Annotated in this window: 17 protein-coding genes; 7 read left to right on the top strand and 10 right to left on the bottom strand. The window is 43.7% G+C overall.

The features are described 5' to 3' along the window. Positions 1–373 precede the first annotated feature (373 nt). The 6 genes from tsf to HMPREF9304_RS05540 all read right to left on the bottom strand — a co-directional run bounded on the left by tsf (position 374) and on the right by HMPREF9304_RS05540 (position 9,244). A complete protein-coding gene (tsf, locus tag HMPREF9304_RS05565) occupies positions 374–1,366 on the bottom strand; it encodes a translation elongation factor Ts (protein ID WP_036927224.1) in 993 nt (330 codons plus the stop codon). Between the two features lie 127 nt (positions 1,367–1,493). After that, positions 1,494–2,381, bottom strand: coding sequence for a 30S ribosomal protein S2 (gene rpsB, locus HMPREF9304_RS05560; protein ID WP_036927222.1), 888 nt, complete (start codon positions 2,379–2,381; stop codon positions 1,494–1,496). A 292-nt stretch (positions 2,382–2,673) separates the two neighbouring features. Then, entirely contained in the window at positions 2,674–3,060 is a 387-nt protein-coding gene (rpsI, locus tag HMPREF9304_RS05555) for a 30S ribosomal protein S9 (RefSeq protein ID WP_028900955.1), read from the bottom strand. An 8-nt stretch (positions 3,061–3,068) separates the two neighbouring features. Then, positions 3,069–3,530, bottom strand: coding sequence for a 50S ribosomal protein L13 (rplM, locus tag HMPREF9304_RS05550; RefSeq protein ID WP_036927220.1), 462 nt, complete (start codon positions 3,528–3,530; stop codon positions 3,069–3,071). Positions 3,531–3,907: 377 nt separating this feature from the next. Further along, positions 3,908–6,001: a RagB/SusD family nutrient uptake outer membrane protein gene (locus HMPREF9304_RS05545; RefSeq protein WP_036927218.1), complete on the bottom strand. Its 2,094-nt coding sequence runs from the start codon at positions 5,999–6,001 to the stop codon at positions 3,908–3,910. A gap of 12 nt (positions 6,002–6,013) precedes the next feature. Then, entirely contained in the window at positions 6,014–9,244 is a 3,231-nt protein-coding gene (locus HMPREF9304_RS05540) for a SusC/RagA family TonB-linked outer membrane protein (RefSeq protein ID WP_036927216.1), read from the bottom strand. Positions 9,245–9,600: 356 nt separating this feature from the next. Between HMPREF9304_RS05540 and HMPREF9304_RS05535 the strand changes: the two genes are divergently transcribed. From HMPREF9304_RS05535 to HMPREF9304_RS05510, 6 genes are all read left to right on the top strand, one after another. After that, entirely contained in the window at positions 9,601–10,128 is a 528-nt protein-coding gene (locus tag HMPREF9304_RS05535) for an NUDIX domain-containing protein (RefSeq protein WP_036927234.1), read from the top strand. A 452-nt stretch (positions 10,129–10,580) separates the two neighbouring features. Then, positions 10,581–12,908: a type I DNA topoisomerase gene (topA, locus tag HMPREF9304_RS05530; RefSeq protein ID WP_036927214.1), complete on the top strand. Its 2,328-nt coding sequence runs from the start codon at positions 10,581–10,583 to the stop codon at positions 12,906–12,908. A gap of 16 nt (positions 12,909–12,924) precedes the next feature. Beyond that, the gene (locus tag HMPREF9304_RS05525; protein WP_036927232.1) at positions 12,925–13,452 is read left to right on the top strand and encodes a shikimate kinase; all 528 of its coding nucleotides are present in this window, start codon (positions 12,925–12,927) and stop codon (positions 13,450–13,452) included. Positions 13,453–13,473: 21 nt separating this feature from the next. Beyond that, positions 13,474–15,366, top strand: a complete 1,893-nt coding sequence (speA, locus tag HMPREF9304_RS05520; protein WP_025072027.1) for a biosynthetic arginine decarboxylase — start codon at positions 13,474–13,476, stop codon at positions 15,364–15,366. A gap of 168 nt (positions 15,367–15,534) precedes the next feature. Beyond that, positions 15,535–16,047, top strand: coding sequence for a GFO_1088 family ECF-type sigma factor (locus HMPREF9304_RS05515; RefSeq protein ID WP_036927212.1), 513 nt, complete (start codon positions 15,535–15,537; stop codon positions 16,045–16,047). Then, on the top strand, positions 16,037–16,525 hold the full coding sequence (locus HMPREF9304_RS05510) for a PG0215 family putative anti-sigma factor (RefSeq protein WP_036927211.1): 489 nt from the start codon (positions 16,037–16,039) through the stop codon (positions 16,523–16,525). The genes HMPREF9304_RS05515 and HMPREF9304_RS05510 overlap by 11 nt, the downstream gene beginning before the upstream one ends. Positions 16,526–16,661: 136 nt before the next feature. On the opposite strand, the gene HMPREF9304_RS05505 is transcribed toward HMPREF9304_RS05510, so the two are convergent. The 4 genes from HMPREF9304_RS05505 to HMPREF9304_RS05490 are packed head-to-tail and all read right to left on the bottom strand — an operon-like array spanning position 16,662 to position 21,704. Then, positions 16,662–17,507 carry a CPBP family intramembrane glutamic endopeptidase gene (locus tag HMPREF9304_RS05505; RefSeq protein ID WP_036927209.1) on the bottom strand — a complete coding sequence of 282 codons (846 nt, stop codon included), beginning with the start codon at positions 17,505–17,507 and terminating at the stop codon, positions 16,662–16,664. Beyond that, on the bottom strand, positions 17,508–18,458 hold the full coding sequence (locus HMPREF9304_RS05500; protein ID WP_036927207.1) for a bifunctional riboflavin kinase/FAD synthetase: 951 nt from the start codon (positions 18,456–18,458) through the stop codon (positions 17,508–17,510). Further along, positions 18,436–19,074 carry an HAD family hydrolase gene (locus HMPREF9304_RS05495; RefSeq protein WP_156104771.1) on the bottom strand — a complete coding sequence of 213 codons (639 nt, stop codon included), beginning with the start codon at positions 19,072–19,074 and terminating at the stop codon, positions 18,436–18,438. Before HMPREF9304_RS05495 ends, HMPREF9304_RS05500 begins: the two co-directional genes overlap by 23 nt. Next, positions 19,071–21,704: a calcium-translocating P-type ATPase, PMCA-type gene (locus tag HMPREF9304_RS05490; RefSeq protein WP_036927228.1), complete on the bottom strand. Its 2,634-nt coding sequence runs from the start codon at positions 21,702–21,704 to the stop codon at positions 19,071–19,073. The genes HMPREF9304_RS05495 and HMPREF9304_RS05490 overlap by 4 nt, the downstream gene beginning before the upstream one ends. Before the next feature lie 190 nt (positions 21,705–21,894). Here HMPREF9304_RS05490 and HMPREF9304_RS05485 point away from each other — a divergent pair, with 190 nt between their 5' ends. Then, positions 21,895–22,851, top strand: a complete 957-nt coding sequence (locus tag HMPREF9304_RS05485; RefSeq protein ID WP_036927226.1) for an alpha/beta hydrolase — start codon at positions 21,895–21,897, stop codon at positions 22,849–22,851. Positions 22,852–23,066: the final 215 nt, after the last annotated feature.

The raw sequence follows: 23,066 nt of genomic DNA, 5'->3' as shown, positions 1-23,066 counted from the left end.
CGACCAACTTTGCTGTTGGTGATTTACACGCGAGTTATGAGAGGCACTTTGTAAATAAAATTCAGCATTTATTATCGTTGAATACAGCGTATCTCCAATGTTACAAATGCTGTTTGGTGAGTAGTGCGCTTTGTGCAAAAAGCATTGTTCAATCAACGAAAAGGGAGGAGGAATGTTAGTCCCATTTTTACTGATGTGTAAGAGCTACGCTCATTAGTCTAAGATGAAAATGTCAATCTCTCAAGTGGCTACACTTTGTGTGGGAACCAAACAGCCCAGCAGGCAGGTACCAAATAGGCAAGAAAAAAGCCAGTAAAGAAAATCTCCTCACTGGCTCTATGCGGTTTATTGATAGTTCAATACGATACGATGTTTAGTCTGCACGCAAACTAAAACGCTTAAAGTTCACTGCTGTGAGCTCTTTGTCGGTCTGCTTCAGATAGTCTGCAACGGTCAGTTTGCTATCTTGAATATATTCTTGATTCAAGAGACAGCTCTCCTTAAAGAACTTGTTCATACGACCTTTAGCAATATTTTGAATCATTTGCTCGTTCAAATTTGCTAATTTCTCTTCAGCAACTTCCTTCTTCAGCTTTCTGATTTCGTCAGCTTGTGCTTCTGTGATTTCACCCTTGCGAATGCCTTCTTCCAGGTGATCTTCGCTTTCTGAGATATAAACATTGAAGCCAGCCTTCTTCAGCGCATTGGTCACAGCTTTTTCTACCTGTTCCTCTTTTGTCTTTTCAAGAGCCACTTTGTACTCGGCATCTTTCACCTCTTGTGTAACACTTTCCTCATTCAGTGCTACAGGATTCATTGCAGCTACCTGCATAGCAATGTTGTGTCCCTGCTCTTCTGCTGGTTTGTTGGTCTGAACCATGGTGCAAAGGATATTTTTGTTCATGTGGTTATAAACTTCCACATTTGCACCTTCGATGAAGAGGTAACCGTCGAGTTCCATTTTCTCACCAGTGATACCAGAGCGAAGTTTAACCGTCGTTGCTACGTCTTTACCGTCAGCAAGGGTCAAACCCAATATCTCTTCGATGTTCTTTGCTTTGGCAGCAATCGCAGCATCAAGAATTTGCTCGGTGCACTCAATGAATTCCTTACCGTTAGCCACGAAATCAGTTTCGCACTTCAGTGCAATCATTGCGGCAAAGTCATTCGACTTCTTAACGAGTACGCAACCGTTGGATGTCTCGCGATCAGAACGTTTTGCTGCAATGGCTAATCCGCGCTCACGAACAAGCTCTACAGCTCTGTCCATATTTCCTTCTGCTTCGGTCAAAGCCTTTTTACAATCAGCCAAACCAGCACCTGTCATCTTACGTAGTTTCTGTATATCAGCAATGTTAACAGCCATAATCTTATTTCTTATTTATAGGGGTTAATATGTATTGTTATATAAAAAAGAGCAGAGAAAAATAAAGAAAATTTTTGGCATATTCTTGTTAAATACCATCATTCTCTATTCTCCTCTGTTCATACAATTATTCAGCAGCTGGAGTTTCCTCTTCTGCTTTCACTTCAACTTCTTCTTTTTCTTCTGTTTCTGCTTTTTCATCAGCAACTTCGGTAGAAGTCTCTACGGTTTCTTCTGCTTCTTTACGAGCTCTACGTGCTCGCTTTGGCTTAGCCTCAGCTACTTCTTCGCTTTGCTCTGCTGCAGCCTTCTCGTCTGCTTTTTCTGCCTTACGCTCTTCCAATCCTTCGGCAATTGCTTGGCAGCAAGCTGTTAGAATGACATCAATAGAATCTTTCGCATCGTCATTAGCAGGAATGACAAAGTCAATATTCTTAGGATCTGAATTGGTATCTACGATAGCAAAAACAGGAATACCCAAGCGGTTTGCTTCCTTAACAGCGATATGCTCTTTCATTACGTCAACAACGAAAAGTGCTGAAGGCAAACGTGTCAGGTCGGCAATAGAACCTAAGTTCTTTTCTAACTTAGCACGCTGGCGTGTTACTTGCAGCAATTCGCGCTTTGAGATGTTTGCGAAAGTACCATCGTTCATCAACTTATCAATGTTTGCCATTTTCTTCACAGCCTTACGAATGGTAGGGAAGTTGGTGAGCATACCACCAGCCCAACGCTCAATAACGTATGGCATGTTAACAGATGCAGCCTTCTCAGCTACAATGTCCTTAGCTTGTTTTTTAGTAGCGACAAACAAAATCTTCTTTCCAGACTTAGCAATTTGTTTCAAAGCTTCTGCAGCTTCGTCAACTTTTGCTACGGTTTTGTTTAAGTCGATGATATGAATACCATTACGCTCCATAAAGATATAAGGAGCCATTGCAGGATTCCACTTGCGGCGAAGGTGTCCAAAATGACTACCAGCCTGTAATAATTGGTCAAAGTTTGTTCTTGACATTTTTTCTTTTTTTAATTGTTTACTTTCTTTTTAGTTGATTAGAACCAATCTTCGAGTAGTTCGCCACGCATGGGAAATCTCGAGGATTTAGATACTAAACGGATGCTCAGTTGACGAGTGAATAGTTTACTAGTTTACGAGTGAACAGTTTACAAGTTTACAAGTGATCAGTTTACAAGTTTACAAGTGAACAGTTTACAAGTTTACAAGTTTGCGAGTTAATAGCTTTCAAGTGTATAAGTATCACCTCGTCCCCTTGTCCACTCGTCACCTTGTCTACTACTCTCCTCAATTAACGCTTACTGAACTGGAAGCGACGACGAGCTTTTGGCTGACCTGGTTTCTTACGTTCTACAGAACGACTGTCACGAGTCAAGAAGCCTTGTGCTTTCAAAGCACTCTTATCATCGGCATTAATCTTTACCAAGGCGCGTGCAATTGCCAAACGGAGAGCTTGGCTCTGACCTGTAAAGCCGCCACCATCAAGATTTACCTTAATATCATATTTGCCTTCAACCTCAAGTGTCGTCAATGGCTGCTTAACCACATAACGCAAAATAGCTGATGGGAAATATGTCTCAATGTCTTTTTTGTTAATCGTAATTTTGCCGGTACCTTCAGTGAGGTAAACACGAGCAACTGCGCTCTTGCGGCGACCTATTGCGTTGATTATTTCCATTTTACTTATTATTTATACTGGTTAATATCAATTGCCTTTGGCTGCTGAGCTGCTTTATCATGCTCAGCTCCTTCAAAAACATACAGGTTCTTTAACAAAGAGCGACCCAAGGAACCCTTTGGTAACATACCTTTCACGGCATGACGAACAATCTTCTCTACACCATTCTTACGAGTACGAAGATCTGCAGGGGTATTGAAGCGCTGTCCGCCTGGATAACCAGTATAACGTGTGTATAGCTTGTCTGTTTCTTTTTTACCAGAGAACTTAATCTTCTCTGCGTTGATGATGATGACATTGTCACCACAATCTACATGAGGGGTGAAAGATGGCTTGTACTTTCCACGTAGCAATTTTGCTACTTTAGAGCAAAAACGACCAACGATTTGATCGCTTGCATCTACTACGACCCACTCTTTCTGTGCTGTTTCCTTATTAACGGAAATAGTCTTATAACTTAAAGTGTCCATTAAACTTTTAAATTTTACTACTAAAAAACATTTTTTTTCTCACTTGCACGGGCGATTCACTAACCGTAACACTCGGCCAAAAGCATTACTATTAACACGACCGCACAGGGGACTCTAAGTTCATCCCCGAAATAATCGGTCTGCAAAAATACATATTTAACTGTAAAGTGCAAAGAAAAGGTACAAACCAGCCTGTTTAATTATATCTATTTAACAAAATTGTAGATTATTAATGCGGCATATCTTTTTATCAATACAAAATAAACAACGGGCATATGGTTGGTTATTTCTCGTAACAATACAAAAAAATGGGAGGCAGTGACCGATGTTGATCAACTGCCTCCCATATTCAAGAGTTATCTATCAATTTTCAATTTTTACTTTTCAGCCTCTCCGTTGGCTGTTGTTGGCCAATAAATATTCTGATAGAGATATGTATTTGCCACAGAACCATCGGGTGAGCAGAGTTTCATTTCCTGAACCGAGAATGGTGACAAGTAGTGAGCCTGATAGAATGTGTATCCATTGTACAGGTTGTATTTCTTGTTCATCTGGTAAGGACGATAGTATTTCGTAAGGTCCTTAGAGGACATGGTAGCCTTGTCGCCACCATCAGCAACGATATAGTTCTTCGTCACTTCATTGCCCTTGTCGTCTTTATCTGTATACTCAAATACCTTATTCTTATACATCTCGTCCCAGAAGTTCACACCTTCTATTTGGTAGTTCTTTACCTGGTCAAGTGCACACCAACGAATGAGGTCGTCCATGCGATAACCTTCACCAGCCAACTCGCTTCTACGTTCACGTCTGATAGAATACAGTGTGGCGTTGATAGGCTTACCTGTAGAGAATGCACCCCAGTCATACGAAGCCGTCTTTACGTTTGCTTCGCGGCTCATGTCAGTAGCATCGATGGTTGTCTCAATAGAGGCTGTAATGCCAGCACGTTCGCGCAATTGTGTCCAATACTTGCGTGCAGTTGCATCAATACCACCAGTCTTCTCGTAAGAAGCCTCGATATAGTTAAGCATTGCTTCTTCTACGCGTACCAATATCTGTCCTGAAACATCCGAGAAGGTCTGTCCCAACTGCATGGCAGGGTCGTAGTTGTAGAATTTGCGCTGTCTGTAGCCTGTGTTATCCTTGCTCTCGGCATTATCTGTAACGATATTGGCAATGCCCAACTTAACAAGGTCTACTTCTGGAAGTTTTTTCTTCTTCGCTTCTGCATTATACACTGCGATGCTGTTTGGGTCTGTAGCCAGTACGTCCGATTCACCAAATACAAAGAGTTGCAAGCGCTCGTCTCTATTGGTCTTAGCCAAGTCAATCGACTTGTCACCCTGATATCCAGAGCCTTGAGCATAGATAGGCAGACCGTTCTTCATCAAGAACGACTCTACCAAACCTCTTGTCCATCCCGTCTGTGAGCCTGTTCGCAATTTGTTGGATGTAAGGTGTGCCACACCAATGTCCGAATTGAACTGTCTCCACATCAGTACTTCTGGATATTTGTTCAGGTCAGAAGAAGCAAACATGTCGTAATAAGGATTCCATCCTCCATATTCACTCTTCTTGGTAGGATTCATCTGATGACTGTTTGCGGTAGGAAGTCCAATAGCATCGGATACCTGTTTAGCAGCATCCATGGCTTGAGTCAAGAAGAAATCTACCTCTTCTTGTTGATTAATCTTGAAGTCTTTGTTCCAAGGCATGTTCTTTCCAGGCCAGTTAGCATCACCAGGCACACGTCCAGTACCTCTGTGATACTTCTCAAATGTTCCCTCGTAAAGAGCCATTCTCGATTTCACTGCCAATGCAGCATACTTGTTGATGCGCAGCTTTCCACCATTGACAGGCTTTTCCTGCAATTGTGAGATGGCTTTGTCCATATCAGACAAAATTTGGCGTGCCACCAAGTTACGAGGCATGCGCTTGCTTGCTTCTGCCAAGTCGGCATCAATGTTCAGTTCTTTCAGAACGATAGGGAAGTCGCCAAAGCTTTTCAGTTTACTGAAATAAAGCATGGCTCTGATGAAGTAAGCTTCGCCCATATATTGGTTGATTTGCTTTTTGTCACCTTCAATGGCTCCTGCCTTTATCTTAGCTTCCTGTTCGTTGATGAACTTGTTAACATCGCGAATGGCGTTAAAGCCGATACCTCCCGATGTTGGCACTTTCCACTGGTCTTGCAAGAACATACCCGCATTGCCGTTGGACGTAGCTTGGTTGTCGGTTCCGTTGTCGTAAGTGGCTACACCTGCCCACCAACCAATGTTGTTGGGGAAGATGTCTTTATAATAATTCCATGTAAACGTACCCAATTGGTCAGCGTTTTTGTAATAATCGCCAGGAGACACTTGGTCCAGAGGTGCCCTGTCTAAGAAGTCGTTGCACGCTGTCAGCATCAAGCTGGTACATGCCAGGACCATTCCTCCTCTTAAAATATTTTTTATATCGTATTTCATAATTTCCAATTATTAAAAGTTAAGATTCAAACCAAAAGACAAAACCCTTTGCAGAGGGTAAATCTTTCCTGGTCCCCAGTCACCACCTGTTGCCTCTGGATCGAAGATTTTATTCATTTTAGTGAATGTGTACAGGTTCTCTGCAGAGATATAGAAGCGAACTCTGTTAAGTCCCCATGCGCTTGTCAATCCAACAGGTAAGGTATAACCCAACTGAATGTTCTTAATGCGCATGTAAGCTGCATTCTGCAAGTAGCGGTCGCTGGCTTCGAAGTTCTTTCCTCCATTACCGAAGAGAGGACGTGGATAGAAGGCACCAGGATTAGGACCGAAGTTCTTATCATCTGCTGGACGCCAGTAGTCCAAATGCTCTTTGAAGGCGGCTGCCTGCCACATGCCGTGGTTAGCACCAGTGCTGTAAGGAGAAGCGTCCCAGAAGTCGCGCTTGCCTACACCTTGTAAGAAGAGCAAGAAGTCAAATCCTTTCCACGCTGCGTCCACGGTAATACCAAAGCGATAGCGTGGCATTGAATTACCGATAACGGTCATGTCGCCAGTGTTATCGTAGGTGTTCTCACCGTTGTTTACTTTCTTATCGCCATTCAAGTCTTTGTACATCACATCACCGGCAGCCCACTTTGAGCCCCATGATGGTTTGTTGTTAGCAAGCCAGTCGTTCATCTCTTTGTCCGACTGTGCGATGCCCTCTACTTGATATCCCCAAATGTCACCCATCTTCTGACCTTCACACCATTGTACTTTGTTATCCTTAAACAGCAGGCGGTTAGGATTGTAGAAGCGTGTAATGGTTTGTATGTCGTCCGACATTACTAACTTCACTCCATAGTTGAAATCACCGATATGGTCACGCCATCTTACTTCCAGTTCCCAGCCGTTGGTGCGCAAGTTACTGTTGTTTTCTTTAGGTTGCTTTGCACCCAAGATAGAAGGGGTTGCTGGAGCGGGACCTACCATGTCGCTTGTGTTGCGGACAAAGTAGTCGAAGTTACCTTGCAATCTGTTGTTGAACATGCCGAAGTCTAATCCCACGTTCCAAGAACGTATGGTTTCCCATGTCAGATTTGGTGATACCAATCCTGGCACGCTCGCAACAGTCTGCTTCTGTCCATTGATAAGCCAGCTTGAATCTGTCACCTTTACTGGTTGACTAAGGAACCATGGATATAGTGCTTTGATGTTGGTGTTACCCAATGTACCCCACGAGCCACGCAACTTCAAGGTCTGCACTGTATTGGTAAGTGGCTTGAAGAATGCCTCGCGTGCCATGTTCCAACCCAAAGAGAATGAAGGGAAAGTAGCCCATGTCTTATCACCGATGAAACGGGAAGAACCGTCGCGGCGGATAGAGAACTCAGCCAAGTAGCGAGAATCATAAGCATAGTTCACACGAGCAAACATACCCATGGTTGCCCATTGGGTGTTGCCAAAGCCAGGACGTACGTCCTTATGAGTGGCATTGTTGAGCGTAGGCACCAACGGTGTGATGAGGTCGGCACGCGATGCCGACAATGTGGTGTACAGATTTGACTCCATATCCAAGCCTCCCAACAACTTCAGGTCATGTTTTTCGTTGAGCGTAAACGCATACTCGGTGTAGAAACGACCGTTGAAGTAATTGGTACGGCTCATGCCATCACTCACGTCCGACTTTCCCGCCTTGTAGCCATCACTCCATGCAGCAGGGGTGAGCAGTTCCTGTGGGTCGTGATAGTAGATAGGTAGCACGTCCCAGTGGTTGTGATAGTTGGTGGTGTTGTAGTTACCCTCCAAACGAATCTTCCAGCCAGCGAGTGGCTTGAACTCAAACACCAGTTGCTGGAACAGCTTGTCTGTGGTGGATTTGTCCAATCCGCCATCTTCCATCTGGATAATCTCATTGCCATGCACATAGTGTCCGTGTGGGTCATAGACAGGATTGGTAGGCCAACGGCGTGCGATGTTATGGAAGAAAAGTCCCGTCATGTAAGATGGACGACTGAATGCCTCGCGGTTCCACTTGTTGCTGTACGAGATGGAGAGCCACTTGGTGACGTCAGCGTTCACCTTCGTTGTAAAGTTGTACTTGTTGAGTACATCCTTACCGTGGCGTATCAATCCGTGCTGATTAAGCCATGTACCACTTACATAGTAGTTGATGTTCTTCACACCACCGCTAATAGAAACGTTATGCTCTTGTGAGGGAACATTGCTCTTGTACATTTCCTTGAACCAGTCGGTGTTTGCCCAAGAACCAGTGTACATCGCCCATGGTTCGTTAGCGGCATAACCACTCCACTTGGTAAGACCCTTATCTTCTTCCTTGAGTGTGCCGTTGATGTTGTCATGGATCTTCTTCATGATTTCTTCGTTGAACGGTGCACCCTCACCATTGTTGGCAGCAGCGTCGTTCCAATAGCGTGCGAAGTCGTACGAGTTGGGCATCTCTGGCACTTGCGTAGCCGTTGAGAAACGCATATTGCCGTTGTACGAAATACTTGCTCGCCCGTCCTTACCGCTCTTGGTTGTCACCAAGATAACACCAAAGGCTGCACGTGAACCGTAAATAGCACTTGCTGAGGCATCCTTCAGTACAGAGATACTCTCAATGTCGTTGGGTGCCAGCGAGTACAAGTCGCCTTCGGTACCATCAATCAGCACCAGTGGTGATGCGTTAGAACCTTCACCGATGGTACCCGTACCACGGATGTTCATAGACATACGGCGGTCCAATGAGCCTCCACCGTTGCCCACGGTGAAGTTCAGTCCCGGTACAGCACCTTGCAATGCCTGTGCTACACTGGTAACGGCGCGCGACTCTAATGTCTTCTTGCTCACTACAGAGACGGCTCCTGTAAGGTTTACCTTCTTCTGAGTACCATAGCCCACAACCACTACGTCCTCCAGACTTTCGGCATCCTCATGCAGTGTGATAGAAAGGTCTTTCCCATTCCACACCACCGTTTGGGTTTTGTAGCCCACATACGAAATGGTGAGCGTGGTTCCCGTTGCCACATCTGGCAGCGTAAAGTTACCCTCCATATCGCTGATTGTGGCTTTCTTTTGTCCACTCACTACGATAGACGCCCCAATAATAGGGTCGCCATTCGTATCCATAATATTACCCTTACACGTAGTCTGCTGCTGAGCCGCTGTCACCATGGGGGTAACAGACGTATCAGCATACGAAAGACTGGCGGAGGATAATGTCAATGCCATTAGCATTATTGTCCTAAATGTTGCCATAAATACGATTAATTTTATAGGTTTAACAATCTTGGTTTATAGTTTTCCTTATTGCCTACAAATATACAGTAATTAAATAAAGTTCACACAAAAAAAACAAATATTAACCTATTTTGCTAAATTTACATTTTCTTTTCGTTCGTCAGATGCCCATTATACCTCTTTTATCCATGTTTCATTGATGACTCAGATGGTTGGGAAAAAGGAAAGTGAATAGGATTTGCCGAATCAATAAATTTTAGTATCTTTGTAAGTGTCAATACGCAGGAGTTCAAATCTATAAAGAGAGGATTCCAGTCCCATCAACCATAGAGAGGAAACGATAAAACAGACATTATCCATCACATACTACAATGATACACTTATTAGAAAAATTTCAGTTCTGTCCCGTCTGCGGAAGTCAGCATTTTGTGATTAAGAACGAGAAAAGCAAGCAGTGCGAGAATTGTCACTTTGAATATTATCTGAATCCAAGTGCGGCAAACGTGGCATTCATCATGAATAAGGAAGGTGAAATCTTGATAGAGCGCCGCCTCAAAGAACCCGCGAAAGGAACTTACGACTTGCCTGGTGGGTTCACCGATGCAAATGAAACGGGCGAGGAAGGAGTAATAAGAGAGGTGAAAGAAGAGACCAACCTTGACGTTACAAAAGCCACATACCTCTTCAGTTTACCCAATAAATACCGCTATAGCGGTTTAGACATCCCTACCTTGGACATGTTTTTCCTTTGCGAAGTAGCCGACACCTCAACCCTGACCGCTGGTGATGATGCAGGCGAAACACTTTGGATGGCACCAGAGGATATCCATACCGAAGAGTTTGGATTACGTTCCATACGTGAAGGTCTCCGTCGATTTTTAGACCATCACTTACCCCGATAATTGTAAACATTTTTACATACCGTTATTATCTGCATGAGTTAATGCCCTTAACCCATGTAGATAACCGCCTTATCTCCATGGGTTAAGGCCCTTATCTCCATGCTTCAATAATCTTAGCAAATAGAGACAACTTACATCATGCATTGAGTGAAGCTTCAAAAGGTGTTCATCTTGTTGATAATCTGTATGTTATAGATTTGGTGTGCATGCTTGCCAAAACAATTATTTCTGTCCTCTTCGGTTGAAATTTCCCCAAAAATATCGTCACAACTGTAAAGTTTTTTGACAGTTATTTTGATGAAATTTTACCCCAATAAAAAGGCATTCTGATTTATAATTTAAGCAAACACATCTTAAAAACCTTAAAAACCCGCCAAAATATTCTATATATAAAAGGTATAAAGAAAGTTTTGTTTACTTTTGCCGCCAAATAACAAGACGATTCAACAGCAATGCAAGAGAATTTAGTAATTGTAGAGAGCCCTGCAAAAGCAAAAACAATTGAGAAGTTTTTGGGCAAAGACTATAAGGTAATGTCCTCCTATGGTCATATTCGCGACTTGAAGAAGAAAGAGTTGAGCATTGATCCAAAAACTTTAGAGCCAAAATATGAAATCCCAGAGGAGAAGAAAAAATTAGTCAGCGAACTGAAGAAAAACGCCAAGGACGCCAAACATATATGGCTCGCATCCGATGAAGACCGTGAGGGAGAAGCCATATCTTGGCACCTGTGCGAGGTACTTGGTTTGGATGAAGAAAAAACAAATCGCATTGTTTTTCACGAAATCACCAAGCCCGCCATTTTAGATGCCATTCAAAATCCACGCCATCTCAACATGGATTTGGTCAATGCGCAACAAGCAAGGCGTGTACTCGACCGCTTGGTAGGCTTCCGTCTGTCGCCCGTTCTTTGGCGAAAAGTCAAGCCAGCCCTCTCGGCAGGACGTGTGCAGAGCGTGGCTGTACGACTCATTGTAGAGCGTGAACGAGAGATACAAGCCTTCAAAAGCGAGCCTTACTACCGCATCAATGCAACTTTCAATATCGCAAATGCAGAGGGAACAGCGGAGGTGAAAGCCGAATTAGACAAGCGTTTCCCTACCCACGAAGAAGCACTTGCTTTCTTAGAAAAATGCAAAGACGCACAGTTCACAGTGGGCAGCATTGCACGCAAGCCCCTCAAACGCACACCAGCCCCTCCCTTTACCACCTCCACACTGCAACAAGAGGCAGCACGAAAGTTGGGATTTACAGTGGGACAAACCATGATGATAGCGCAACATCTGTACGAAAGCGGACTGATTACCTACATGCGTACCGACAGCGTCAACCTGTCATCGCTCGCTATCAATACCAGCAAAGACGAAATCATAAAGGCTTATGGCAAGGAATACAGTAAGCCTCGTAAATATCAGACACACTCGAAAGGCGCACAAGAAGCGCACGAAGCCATTCGCCCTACCTACATGAGCCAGCACGAGATAGAAGGCACCTCGCAAGAGCGTAGACTCTACGACCTCATCTGGAAGCGTACGGCAGCCAGCCAAATGGCAGATGCCCAGATTGAAAAGACGACCGTGAACATTGAGGTCAGTGGTGTGACAGAGCAGTTTGTTGCAAATGTGGAGAATATTAAGTTTGATGGTTTCATCAAAGCTTATCGCGAATCAAGCGATGAGGATGAGACAAATCAAGAAGATACCTCCCACACCCTGCCCGTCCTCACCGAAGGCGATCGCTTGCTGCGACATGAAATCACGTCAACCGAGCGTTACTCCCAAAGTCCTATTCGCTACACGGAAGCCAGTCTGGTGAAGAAATTAGAGGAGTTGGGCATTGGACGCCCTTCTACTTATGCACCCACCATTAGCACTATCCAGCAACGAGAATATGTGCAAAAAGGAGACAAGAAAGGCGATGAGCGGACCTACACCATAGACACCTTGAAGAATGACCACATCACGTCAAAGGAGAAAACAGAAGTGGTGGGCAATGAGAAGGGAAAACTCCTGCCTACTGACATAGGAACTGTAGTGAACGACTTCTTAATAGACAATTTCCCAGCTATCATGGACTATAACTTCACCGCCAATGTAGAAGAGAAGTTCGACGAAATTGCCGAAGGAAAGGCTTCGTGGCTAAAGATGATGAAAGTGTTCTACAAAGATTTTGAACCCGTTGTAGAAGAAGTAATGAATGCCCGGAGCGAGCACAAAGCTGGTGAACGAGAAATAGGGATTGACCCTGAGAGTGGGAAACCAGTATTTGTGAAGATAGGAAGATTTGGTCCAGTGGTACAAATCGGGACGGCTGAAGATGACGAGAAACCCAAATTTTCACAGCTTCCAGCGGATAAAAGTATGGCAACCATCACCTTGAAAGAGGCGCTGAAACTCTTTCAACTGCCTCGTACGGTAGGACAGTTTGAAGGCTCTGACGTCGTGATAGGGGCGGGTAGGTTTGGTCCATACGTGCTTCACAACAAAAAATATGTATCCCTTCCCAAGACTGAAAACCCCTTGAAAGTAAGCTTAGAGACAGCGATTGAGCTGATAGAACAAAAAAGACAGCAGGAGAAGGAACGTCACATCAAATCCTTTGAACAAGACGAGAAGATGGAAGTGCTCAATGGTAGATACGGTCCATACATCGCCTATGACGGAAAGAACTACCGACTGCCCAAAATATGGCACGACAAAGCTGCGGATATTTCCTACGAACAGTGTATGGAGATTATCCAAAATACGCCCGTAAAGAAGTCAACTCGGAGTCGAAAATAAAGAGTCTCAAGACATGATGAATCGTATTATCATCCTTGGCTACATGGGGGCAGGAAAGACAACGATAGGAAAAGCCATGTCTAAAGCAACGGGAATGCCCTTTTACGACCTTGATTGGTACATAGAAAGCAGGATGCGAAAGACGATATCACAACTCTTTGAAGAGCGAGGGGAAGAGGGATTTCGGAAAATAGAGCATGAAATGCTGCACGAAGTTGCCGAATTTGAGAATGTTATTTTCAGCTGCGGAGGTGGCACACCCTGCTTCTTTGACAACATGGACTACTTGAACAGGCAGGGCAAAACGGTATATCTGAAAGCCTGCACCGATGTACTCTACAAACATTTGAACATGGGCAGGAACGTCAGACCCTTGCTACTCAACAAGACAGCGGATGAGGTGAAGGCCTATATCCAAAGCCAACTCCGTGAAAGAGAAATTTATTATCAACAGGCACAGTACACCTTTGACGTGACATTACTGGATCAATACGAAAAAATTAAATTAGCAGTAACACAATTGAGAGCACTTCTCAACCTCTAAAAACAGAACATTTCAGAAACAATGAAAAAGTGGACAATAGAAGATTCAAAAGAACTATATAACATCAATGGATGGGGCGTTTCTTATTTTGGCATCAACGAAAAGGGAAATGCCTATGTAACACCTTGCAAAGACAACACGGAGATAGACCTTAGAGACGTGATGGACGAACTGGCATTACGTGATGTGAGCGCACCCGTACTATTGCGTTTCCCCGACATCTTGGACAACCGAATAGAAAAGACAGCCAGTTGTTTTGAACAAGCATCCAAGGAATACAATTATACAGGACAGAATTTCATTATCTACCCCATCAAGGTGAACCAAATGCAGCCTGTTGTTGAGGAGATTATCTCTCATGGACAGAAATTCAATTTGGGACTGGAAGCGGGCAGTAAGCCTGAACTTCATGCCGTCATAGCGGTTCAATGTCAAAGCGACTCTCTGATTATCTGCAATGGTTATAAAGACCAGAACTACATTGAGCTGGCACTCTTGGCACAGAAAATGGGCAAACGCATTTTCATCGTTATTGAAAAACTCAACGAATTAGACATCATTGCCAAAGCTGCTAAGAAGATAGGAGTACGTCCTAATATCGGTATTCGCATCAAATTGGCTTCATCGGGTTCGGGGAAATGGGCAGAAAGCGGTGGCGATGCTTCCAAGTTTGGTTTGAATTCTTCAGAACTTTTACTGGCATTAAAAATGCTGGAGGAGAAAGGTCTCAAAGACTGTCTTCACTTGATTCATTTCCACATCGGGTCGCAAATCACCAAGATACGCCGCATTCAGACGGCTCTGCGTGAGGCGGCGCAATATTACATCAATCTGCATAAAATGGGTTATCCCGTTGACTTTGTAGACTGTGGTGGAGGATTGGGTGTGGACTACGACGGTACACGTTCCTCAAACAGTGAGAGTTCGGTCAACTATTCTATTCAAGAATATGTCAACGACTGTATTTACACCTTTGTAGAGGCAGCCGATAAAAACGAGATTCCGCATCCGAACCTTATCACCGAGAGTGGCAGGTCGCTTTCTGCGCACCACTCGGTGCTTATTATTGATGTGTTGGAAACCGCCAGTTTGCCTCAAATGCCTGAGGAGTTTGAACCCGAAGAGAATGATCATCAGTTGGTGAAAGACCTCTATGATATATGGGATAATTTGAATTCGCGCAACATTATGGAAGACTGGCATGATGCAGAACAAATTCGCGAAGAATCTCTTGACCTGTTCACGCACGGCATTGTCGACCTTCGTACACGGGCGGAGATAGAGAGTATTTATTGGAGTATCTGCCATGAAATAAACATGATGGCTAAGTCGCTCAAGCATGTCCCTGATGAATTGAGGAATTTGGACAAGACTTTGGCAGATAAATACTTTTGTAACTTTTCCTTATTCCAGTCACTCCCAGACAGTTGGGCGATAGACCAGCTCTTCCCTATATTGCCTATTCAGCGACTGAACGAACGACCTACACGCAACGCAACCTTACAAGATATCACCTGTGATAGCGATGGAAAGATTGCAAATTTTGTGACCAATCGCAATATCTCACATGTCTTGCCTGTCCATACGTTGAAAAATCATGAACCCTATTATTTAGGTGTGTTCCTCGTAGGAGCCTATCAAGAGATTTTAGGCGATTTACACAATCTCTTTGGGGATACCAATGCTGTGCACATCTCCGTGAAGGATGGCAAATACAAAATAGACCAAATCATTGATGGTGAGACTGTTGAGGAAGTGCTTGACTATGTGCAATACAACCCAAAGAAATTGGTAAGGCAATTAGAAACTTGGGTGACAAAGAGTGTCAAGCAAGGAAAGATTTCGTTAGACGAAGGAAAAGAGTTCTTAAATAATTATCGCTCTGGTCTTTACGGCTATACTTATCTTGAATAAGCAAGGCAGGGGGAACAGAAATGAGGTAAGGGTTGAAGAACATCCACAACACCTCATGCCACCTATGACAAATGCTTGTAATTGGAAGAATTATCTTTTAATAAAAGTTAAAAGAAGATTACGTTGTAACTTACATACACCTCAATCGTCATATAAATAGAGGCAAGGATGAAAAATATCAGTTTTCGGAACGACGTCTTACCACTCAAAAATGTGCTTTATCGGCTTGCACTACGCATTACGCTTAGTCACGAAGAGGCAGAAGACATTGTTCAAGAGACGCTGATAAAGGTTTGGAACAGGCGAGACAGCTGGGAAGAGATAGATTCCATCGAAGCTTTTAGTCTCACAATATGCCGAAACTTGGCACTTGACTGTGTGAAAAGGCATGGACATCTCGCTGAATCGTTGGAAGAAAGACCAGTAGAAACTTCAGACCACTCATCCAATCCTTTCGAAAAAACGCTGCAACGTGACCGCATAGAATTAGTGAGAAATATCGTGAATGCGCTGCCTGAGAAGCAAAGAAGCTGTATGCAGCTCAGAGATTTTGAAGGAAAAGCCTACAAAGAAATTGCCGAGATACTGGACATCAGCGAAGAACAAGTGAAAATAAACATCTTCAGAGCCAGACAAACGGTAAAAGAACGATTCAAAAGATACGACAATTATGGATTATAAATATATCAAACAACTTTTAGAACGCTATTGGGTTTGCGAGACTTCCCTTGAAGAGGAAGAGATTCTTCGCACGTTCTTTAGTCAGAAGGAGGTTCCCGCCGAACTTGAAAAGTACAGAGCCTTGTTTGTGTATGCACATCAAGAAGCCTCTCAAGACGCCTTGGGAAGCGACTTTGATGCAAAGATTATTTCCATGATAGACGAGCCAGTGACGGTGAAGGCACGCACGATAAAACTGAGCGAACGGCTTATGCCTCTCTTTAAGGCAGCGGCTGTAGTAGCCATTATCCTGACGCTAAGCAATGCGTTACAAGTGCCTTTCATGACAAGCAATGGCTCTGCGGGTACAAATACAGCTGGAGTAGAACAAGTGCAGCAAGGGGTTTCTGTCGCTATTGGTGATTCTTCGAAAACCGATACCATGCAACAGAGTAGCATACTGCCTTCGGAGATTCAGCCAACGCCCATGATAAAATAAGATAATTTCTATGCTTTCTCAAGAATAAATAATGTTTAGTAAAACAAAAACGAAACTGTGAAGTTTCAACATTCTCTCAAATTTTTCATAACATACTAATGTAAGAAAAGAAACGCCACCAGTGGGTGGCGTTTCGCTATTTTAGCTTTTCTTCAGCAGGATGCAGTCTTCTTTGCAACTGAAACAATGACGGCAGGAAGATACATAGCGAGAAAAGCAAACTCAACCATACTGCCCGTTGGCTTCCGCCAAAGATTTCAACCAGCCGAAGATTCGCTGTTTGTGGCAACACGTTATACAAAATAAATACTGAAGAATTATTGATGCAATGGAAAACGACTCCAGGGATGATGCTATTGGTACGAACATACATCCATCCTAACAACAATCCCATGAGGAAAGCATGAGGAAATTGGGCGAAATTGCCATGTGCCAATCCAAATATCAATGCCGAAAGGGCAATTGGAATCCAAGCAGTTGTTTGGTGAAACGATTTCCTTAAAGTCCTTAAAATGGCTCCTCGAAACACTATTTCCTCTGCAATGGGGGTAAGCACTCCAACAACAAGATAGCCCCAAGGACTACCCAACAAAGCCATTAACATGCGTTCAACACCCGAAGGGACATCTATTTCCAATTGTTCTATCATCCATGTGGAAGGAATTAACGTGCCAAGAGACAGCAAACCCACCCAAAATAACGTCCCCCAAGGTCGACTCTGAACGTATGAACGAGACAGAGGAACCCACTTAAATCCACCAAAGATAAGCATGGTCAATGCACTTGAAAGTCCCGAAGACAAAATAATAGTTGTTGTACTCAGCATCGCATGTTTAGCTGCATATCGCAAGGCTTCTTGAAAGTCCATGCCATGAACGAGCAGTGTGCCTAAATTCACTACTTTCATCGCCATGAACTGTATCAAGACAAACAGCACTAAGTACCAAACAACATCGAGGACTGTTCTAAAAATTGTTTTCATTTATTCGTTCAACTGATTAAAAAACATATTCACATTTTCAGCATCTTGCACCAGTTGCTGCCGTAAATCGTCCACCCGACTGAAACACTTTTCTTCACGCAAACGCTTATAAAAAGCAATTGAAAGCTGGTGTTGATAAATATTGGCATGGTAGTTATCCAACAAGTTTGTTTCGATGGATAAAGAAGTTCCATGAAAGGTAGGACGCGTCCCAATGCTTGTCATTCCACGATACCATGCACCTGTCTTATCTATCTGTGCTTGAACCGCATACACCCCTTGTGCAGGAAGGAGTTGAGTGATTTGCTCTATATCCAAATTTGCAGTGGGAAAGCCCAACTTTCGCCCTTCTTGAAAACCCCCTATCACGTTAGAAGTCAGGGTGTAGGGATAACCCAAGCATCGATTTGCCAATGGGAGTTCACCTTCGCGTATCAACTTTCGGATAATGGAAGAGCTCACCTGTTTCCCCTCTTCGTCGTCTACATAGGCGTCATTCCTTATCACTTCCATGCCTAACTGTTGTCCATAGCGCACATAATCTGCAAATCCCTCTCTGCGATGATATCCAAATTGGTGGTCGTAGCCGATGAATAAAGCACGGACTTTCAATTGATGATGCAAAATATGAGTCATAAACTCCTGTGCTGTCAATGCAGCCATAGTAGGTGTGAAATGAAGAACAACAACACAGTCTACCGCTGTACGAGCCAAAAGGTCAAACTTTTGTTCATTGGTTGTTAACAATTCTGGGACGTAATCTTTTTGCAACACCGCACGTGGATGCTGATCAAAGGTCACCACCACCGATGGCATGCCAGCTTGTTTTGCCTTTTCCACCACCTTGTGTATCAAGTATTGATGTCCTCGATGCACCCCATCAAAGAATCCAATGGTAGCAACACATGGTTCATCAATGTGTGTATGTTCATCCAAAAAGATTGTCTTCATCCCATTCTTGTTTATTTAGCCAATCATTGCCTGTAGTTTCATGAAACACTTGAATGCCTAATTGGGCAGCCGACTGGCAATTCGTCAAAGAGTCGTCTATAAATAATGTCTCAGCCGCCTGAATACCTGCAGCGTTCAATACGCGTTCAAAAATCTGCCGATTCGGTTTGGCTATGTTCATTTTGTACGACAAGAAGATTTGCTCAAAATAACTGTTTTCGGTCATGTGTGCGTCTGTAAAATCGTCTGTCACGCATTTCTTCCAATGCATTTCATTCGTATTGCTGAGCAAAAATAAACGATAAGACGGTTTCAGTGCCAAGAGACGTTTCTTCTTCACCTCTGGAATGCCCGTTAATAATTGGTTCCATGCCCACACAATCTCTTCATCACTGGCGTTGCAGCCAGCCATGGTACGCACCTCTTTACAGAAGTCTGCGGTGGTCATTTGTCCTACTTCTATATCATAGAACAAGTCTGCAGTACGATGATCTCGCACATATTCGGCGACAGCCTTCGCACCTATTTGTTCAAAGGCACTGATACAGCGATGTTTGTCCAAGCCCACAAGCACACCGCCCAAATCAAATATGATATTCTTTACTTGCTGTTTCATGCTTTTTTTGCTTTTATTCTTCGCATCCATCGCCACAACTCCCCAGTCCACAGAACCATGGAAGTAGCCCCAATAACGAGAACCCACTCATGAAAGGACAGCGGAACGGTGCGGAACATCTTACCGCCAAACGTAACGATAAGCCATTGTCCAAAGATAACCATGAACAAAACCAAGAGCAAACCTCTGTCTTTCCAAAGATAACGAAAAGCGGTATGATTCGTTCCTAACGTCTTTGCATTAAATAAGTTCCATAGTTGAATCATCACGAAAGTGGTAAAGAAGATGGTTAACTCGCGAATATCTACTCCTTCAGAACCTCTACGCTCACAATAAATCAACATTGCAAACATAATGGCGAAGAAGACGACACCGCAAAATAAGATTCCTTTCCTCATCTCTTTGTTAATGATGAAGTCAGAATTCTTGCGAGGTTTGTCCTTCATCACATCTCTCGAAGGCGGCAAAGAGGCGAGAGCCATGGCAGTAAAGGTATCCATAAGAAGGTTGACCCATAAAATTTGAGTGACCGTAAGTGGCATTTCTACTCCCACAAAGGAGCCACCAAGCACCAATAACAAAGCGGTAACATTGACCACCAATTGGAAGAATAAGAAACGCTGAATGTTCTTATACAGCGAGCGTCCCCACATCACGGCATGCGCAATAGAACCAAACGAATCATCCAGCAACGTCATATCACTGGCTTCTTTTGCAACACTGGTTCCCGAACCTAACGAAAGACCAACATGGGCATAATGCAAAGCTGGCGCATCGTTGGTGCCATCTCCGGTAACAGCAACTACCTCGCCCCTTTTCTGCAACATTTCTACCAATCGTTGCTTGTCACTGGGACGGGCTCTCGACATCACTTTCAATCTTGGGGCATATTCATAAGCCTCTTCATCGGACATGGCGCTCCATTGTGGACCAGAGATTGAATCCTTTTGTGCCGTCTCATCCTTCCAAATTCCAATCTGACGGGCTACTTCTACAGTAGTGGCTTCGGTATCGCCTGTTACAATTTTAACCTCTATTCCTGCATTCTGGCATTGCTTCACTGCCAAGGGAACGTCCTCACGTATTGGGTCACTAATCGCTGCCACCGTCTGAAACAGAAGATCATGTAATACCTCCTTTAGCTCATCTTTCGAGAGTACAGGTGCTCTCAGGGGTTTGTAAGCAAACGCCAAAGTTCGCATTGCTTTCTGTTGATAGTCCAACAGCATGCTTTGTAGCTGCGCTTGTTCTTCGGAACTCAATGCACAAAAGCTCATCACGATTTCGGGTGCTCCCTTCACAAACAGATAAGGCTGCCCATTAAGTTTGGCAACCGTTGCCATAAACTTGTTTTCTGTGGAGAAAGGCAACTGCGCTATGACCTCTATTTGTTCGCGTATGGTCTGATAAGAAACGCCCTGTTTGCTCAACCACATCAACAGTGCGACTTCTGTGGGATTTCCAATTCCACTGTCGTCAGTAAGTTCTGCCGTGGTATTGAGTGCTATTGCTTGGGATAATAATTCATCATGGAGAGATACAGTCAGTGGCATTAATCCTTTCATCTCCATGACTGTCATTTTGTTTTCGGTCAGCGTTCCTGTCTTATCCGTACATATCACGGTTACAGCTCCCATCGTTTCACAAGCATGGAGCTTTCTTACAAGATTGTTACTCTTGAGCATTCTACGCATATTGAGTGCTAAACTCAAAGTTACTGCCATTGGTAAACCTTCAGGAACAGCCATCACAATGAGCGTGACAGCCATCATGAAGTATTTCAATACCACTTCAGCCATTCTGAAATAATCGTGTCCTTGCCAAACGACATCATTCACCATGATATCGTGAACAAGGAAAATGATGAATGCCATTATCGCTACAGTCGAACCCACTTTTGATATCAGTTTAGCCAACTTATCCAATTGCTTGTTGAGTGGCGTCTTGGTATCAGTGGTTTCTGTCGAGTTGCGAGCCACTTTTCCTATCTCTGTCTCATCTCCTACAGCAGTTACAACGGCTGTTCCGCGCCCATTCATGACCATGGAACTACGCAGAATCATGTTTCGTGGATAAGTTTTGTTGCCCTCATCGTGCGTTCCCTCTGGCAAAACTACCTTTGAGCAAATAGGCTCGCCCGTGAGAGAAGACTCGTCGATGTGAAGATCGACAGCTTTCAGAAGCAGTCCGTCGGCAGGAATTTCATCACCCACTTCGATAATCATAATATCTCCCACCACAACTTCTCGTCGTGGAATCTCTATCACATGCCCATGGCGACGCACCTTCACTGGTGACTCTTCATTTAATGCATTAAGGATATTGAACTTTTTAGCTGCATCCCGCTCAAAATAAAAGCCTACGGTCGTGGCAAAAAAGATAGCAACAAAGATACCTATGGTCTCAATAAAATCTTTTTCAATAAGAGATAACACTAAGGAAATGGCTGCTGCTACCAAAAGAATTTGAATGATAGGGTCGCGGTATTTATCCAAGTACAATTTCCAAAGAGATGTATTTGGAGGTGGCGTTAATACGTTCTCGCCATGTCGTTGTCTGCTCTCTGCAATTTGTACATCAGTCAATCCAGCTGGATTGTACTCTAAATTTCTTATTGCTTTAGTACTCATAATTTTTGCAAAGTTACAGTAAATCAGGTGTATGGCAAAACGAAAACCCTTAATTTGCCATCTTATCATGTGCTAATAAATGCAAAAACGGAGTCTCCTGTTAGTGGTATCGTTGTGCATCTTGTTTATTTTGCTTATCTTTGATTTTCCACTATCAACACATCAAATGAACAATTCAAGACGGAAAGAAATGAAGAAATGGTTGAAAATTAGTCTCCTCATTATCGCTATCATAGTGCCTTTGGCACTTGTTGGCGGCAGTTTTTACATGCTGGAGTATTCGTTGGGACGCCCGACTCACTTTCAAATGGATGAAAAAACACGGTATGCGCATGTGATGAACACCCATCCAGAAATCAAACCATGGTTGGATAGTCTGTTAACACATCATCTGCTTCATGACACAGTGGTGACTATGCAAAACGGAGAACAGCATTTTGGCGTGTTTGCCTATGCCCCTCAACCCAGTCGCAAGACGGCAATTTTGTTGCATGGCTATACAGATACGCATGCCAATATGATGATGATAGCCTACATCTATGCAAAGATGGGCTACAACGTGTTACTTCCTGATCATCATGCCCACGGACAAAGCGAAGGAAAACGCATTCAAATGGGTTGGAAGGAACGGAAGGACGTGCTGCGATGGATGGCGATTGCCGACTCTTTGTTTAGCGATTCGCTCGGGCATAGCCAGCAAGTAGTGCATGGTATCTCCATGGGCGCAGCTCTTACTATGTGTGTCTCGGGGGAGCGTACACCCGACTATGTCAAGTGTTTCGTAGAAGATTGTGGTTACACCAGTGTGTGGGACGAGTTCGAGAACGAACTGAAAGTGCAATTTGGGCTACCTGCTTTCCCCTTATTGTACACTGCCAGCTTCCTGAATAAATTAAGAGACGGATGGTCGTTCCAAGAGGCTTCACCACTTCGGCAAGTTGCAAAGTGTCATAAACCGATGCTTTTTATCCACGGTGACAAGGATTCTTATGTTCAAACGAAGATGGTCTATCCGCTTTACAAGGCGAAGCCAGCCCCCAAACAGCTATGGATAGGGAAGGGGTCAAAACATGCAGAGAGCTATCAAGATCATCGCAAAGAATATTCAGCATTAGTACGCAATTTCGTGAGTCGATACATCCACTAACCCCACCTGATTCAGATAGATGGTACAACGCATAAGTCAGTAACAGAATGAGTTGCCAACGAATGCAGTTCTCCGATGTAAGTCATGCAGCTATGTCGTGAAGATAAGGCATTGCATTCCTATCATTCTTGGTCACGGCATACGTTGCTTTTGTCCTATTATTTTACCAAAAAACGGCCATCTAAAATCTTCAAAATAGAAAAAATCAATAGGCA

This window comes from Hoylesella timonensis S9-PR14 (assembly GCF_000762405.1).
GTDB lineage: Bacteria > Bacteroidota > Bacteroidia > Bacteroidales > Bacteroidaceae > Prevotella > Prevotella timonensis_A.
Note: the sequence above shows the minus strand (reverse complement) of the source record. Positions and strands in the feature narration are given on the sequence as shown.

Bases quoted from the DNA above. Each gene is read 5' to 3' on its own strand.
- topA (WP_036927214.1), top strand. From the start codon at position 10,581: ATGCAAGAGAATTTAGTAATTGTAGAGAGCCCTGCAAAAGCAAAAACA.
- rpsI (WP_028900955.1), bottom strand. From the start codon at position 3,060: ATGGAAATAATCAACGCAATAGGTCGCCGCAAGAGCGCAGTTGCTCGT.
- tsf (WP_036927224.1), bottom strand. From the start codon at position 1,366: ATGGCTGTTAACATTGCTGATATACAGAAACTACGTAAGATGACAGGT.
- HMPREF9304_RS05545 (WP_036927218.1), bottom strand. From the start codon at position 6,001: ATGAAATACGATATAAAAAATATTTTAAGAGGAGGAATGGTCCTGGCA.
- HMPREF9304_RS05485 (WP_036927226.1), top strand. From the start codon at position 21,895: ATGAAGAAATGGTTGAAAATTAGTCTCCTCATTATCGCTATCATAGTG.
- HMPREF9304_RS05510 (WP_036927211.1), top strand. From the start codon at position 16,037: ATGGATTATAAATATATCAAACAACTTTTAGAACGCTATTGGGTTTGC.
- HMPREF9304_RS05500 (WP_036927207.1), bottom strand. From the start codon at position 18,458: ATGAAGACAATCTTTTTGGATGAACATACACACATTGATGAACCATGT.
- rpsB (WP_036927222.1), bottom strand. From the start codon at position 2,381: ATGTCAAGAACAAACTTTGACCAATTATTACAGGCTGGTAGTCATTTT.
- HMPREF9304_RS05505 (WP_036927209.1), bottom strand. From the start codon at position 17,507: ATGAAAACAATTTTTAGAACAGTCCTCGATGTTGTTTGGTACTTAGTG.
- HMPREF9304_RS05540 (WP_036927216.1), bottom strand. From the start codon at position 9,244: ATGGCAACATTTAGGACAATAATGCTAATGGCATTGACATTATCCTCC.
- HMPREF9304_RS05515 (WP_036927212.1), top strand. From the start codon at position 15,535: ATGAAAAATATCAGTTTTCGGAACGACGTCTTACCACTCAAAAATGTG.
- rplM (WP_036927220.1), bottom strand. From the start codon at position 3,530: ATGGACACTTTAAGTTATAAGACTATTTCCGTTAATAAGGAAACAGCA.
- HMPREF9304_RS05490 (WP_036927228.1), bottom strand. From the start codon at position 21,704: ATGAGTACTAAAGCAATAAGAAATTTAGAGTACAATCCAGCTGGATTG.
- HMPREF9304_RS05525 (WP_036927232.1), top strand. From the start codon at position 12,925: ATGAATCGTATTATCATCCTTGGCTACATGGGGGCAGGAAAGACAACG.
- speA (WP_025072027.1), top strand. From the start codon at position 13,474: ATGAAAAAGTGGACAATAGAAGATTCAAAAGAACTATATAACATCAAT.
- HMPREF9304_RS05495 (WP_156104771.1), bottom strand. From the start codon at position 19,074: ATGAAACAGCAAGTAAAGAATATCATATTTGATTTGGGCGGTGTGCTT.